A 2,197-nucleotide genomic window follows, 5' to 3' on the forward strand; every position below is an offset into this window, starting at 1 on the left:
GATCAAGATGTGGCTGGCGGAGAAGGTTGGGTAATCAACCAAACCTCTCACCGCGTCAGCTTCTTGTACTTCAGCCGGTGCGGGATGATGGCTCCGGCCCATCAACGTCATTGCGAGCGCCGCGAAGCAATCCACCTCACAGCAGTGCCGGTTGTTAGTTGGATTGCTTCGCGGCGCTCGCAATGACGTGGTGAAAGTTTATATTCATTTCAACCACCGGACACACGTCCGCCTTCTCGCGGCAGGATTTGCCCAAGGTTTGCCTGTCGTTTCTCCCCCGATGAGGGAGCAGGGAATGCCGGATGCGCGCTGCACCCGCGGTATCGTGTGCAAAAGTGTACGAGTAGTGCGCACACGAGCATACAGGGCAGCGGAGAACATCCGACATTCCCTGCGCAATGGCTTTACGGCTTATCTCGCGCTCACCCCGGAGTATCGGGCTCTTCTCGCCTCCGTCGCCTGCGGAAAACCGGCTCATCCGCGCCCGGTCGGGCCGATGGGGCCTTCCGCAGACTTGATGCCGACCACTGAGGCATCGGGTCCACACGATTTTGCCGTACGCTCCGGCACCGCTCGTCAACACGTTCCAGAACCGCTCACGGAGTTTATCCCGCCCTGCCGGTCCCATTCCGCGCACGATGCCGCCGCGTCCACCGCAACTCCTGTCCCAACGTTCGGTAACGATGGCCAACGCTCCTCCAAGGGGACAGAATGGGGTGAGTCATAACGGTGATTTGGGTTTCTGGAAAAGCGAATTTTTACCCGACGGGTTAATTTGTCGCAGGGGGGGGGCGTGACGTGTGTTCGAACCCCGCTCCCTCCGCCGATTTCTCATTTGAACTCCAGACACTCCTCGGCAGGGCCCGCTTAACATTCTCCGAAAGGCTCAGTCACGGAGGACCTTCGCTCCTCCCGCTACCGATGCCGGAAACTATTTGCACGCCCGCGAGGCGGAGACCATCGCCACGCTGTTGCAAAGCTGCGGGCTTGAATTACTGGTGGAGTCCGAAGGGACCTTCCATGACCAGCTCGTAGGATGGGTTGAGCTTTTCGCGAAACCCATCAACGCTCGCGGAGATCATGCTGGGTATCGCTTTCGCTCCACCCATCCTACGCCCGTGCTGGTCCGGTGCGGTGACCAGTCCGAATGTCGAACGACTTGCAAATTCGCTGATGCGGCCATATTTGGCCATACTCGGAGGCGGCGGATGTCGACTTATTCCATTGCTCAGGCGAAGGACCAGCTTTCGAAGCTGGTCGATGAAGTCCTCGAGGGCCAGCAGGTCATCATCACGCGCTACGGGAAGCCGGTCGTCGAGTTGCGCCCGGCAACCCCGGCAGGCCGACCCGTTACCGCGAAGGATATCGACTGGCTTCGCCGATGCCGCGAAACTTTGCCGTCGTTCGATGGCGATACCGTCGCCGACATCCGAGCCATGCGCGACGATTTTGAATGAGTAGCTCGTAGGATGGGTTGAGCTTTTCGCGAAACCCATCAACGCTCGTGTAGAGCATGATGGGTATCGCTTTCGCTCCACCCATCCTACGGCCCTACTGGAGCAGCATCGGATTCACCTCTCCCATCGGGAGAGGTCGGCGCGTAGCGCCGGGTGAGGGGTTACTGTCTCTCGGTGAGGGCGGCGCCCCCTCACCCGATTTGCTGCGCAAATCGACCTCTCCCCGCTGGGGAGAGGTGAACCGATACGCGGACTGATCGATTCGACCAACAACCATCCGGCTAACGTCTACCGCGTCAGCTTCTTGTGCTTCAGCCGGTGCGGGAAGCAGGAATCCTGCCCCAGCCGTCGCATCTTGTCCATTTCGTAGTCCTGGAAATTGCCTTCGAACCATTCGACATGGGCGTCGTCCTCGAACGCCAGCATGTGGGTGGCGATGCGGTCGAGGAACCAGCGGTCATGGCTGATGATCACGGCGCAGCCGGCGAAATCCTCCAGCGCCTCTTCCAGCGCGCGCAGCGTGTCGACGTCGAGATCGTTGGTGGGTTCGTCGAGCAGCAGCACGTTGGCGCCGGACTTCAGCATCTTGGCCAGATGCACGCGGTTGCGCTCGCCGCCCGACAGCGCGCCGACCTTCTTCTGCTGGTCGGCGCCCTTGAAGTTGAACGACGAGCAATAGCCGCGCGAATTGACCTCGCGCTTGCCGAGCAGAATGAGTTCGTTGCCGCCGGAAATCTCCT

The 2,197-nt window shown here is 60.3% G+C and carries 2 protein-coding genes; one reads left to right on the forward strand and one right to left on the reverse strand.

All coding sequences use genetic code 11. The annotated features are described in order from the left end of the window. Nucleotides 1–935: 935 nt before the first annotated feature. Entirely contained in the window at nucleotides 936–1,457 is a 522-nt protein-coding gene (locus tag Q8R73_RS11950; protein WP_305719753.1) for a type II toxin-antitoxin system Phd/YefM family antitoxin, read from the forward strand. A 288-nt stretch (nucleotides 1,458–1,745) separates the two neighbouring features. On the opposite strand, the gene Q8R73_RS11955 is transcribed toward Q8R73_RS11950, so the two are convergent. Further along, the coding region (locus tag Q8R73_RS11955) for an ATP-binding cassette domain-containing protein (protein ID WP_305719754.1) at nucleotides 1,746–2,197 on the reverse strand (452 nt) is incomplete at its 5' end.

Source organism: Bradyrhizobium sp. (assembly GCF_030697065.1).
In the GTDB taxonomy this organism is placed as follows: Bacteria; Pseudomonadota; Alphaproteobacteria; order Rhizobiales; family Xanthobacteraceae; genus Bradyrhizobium.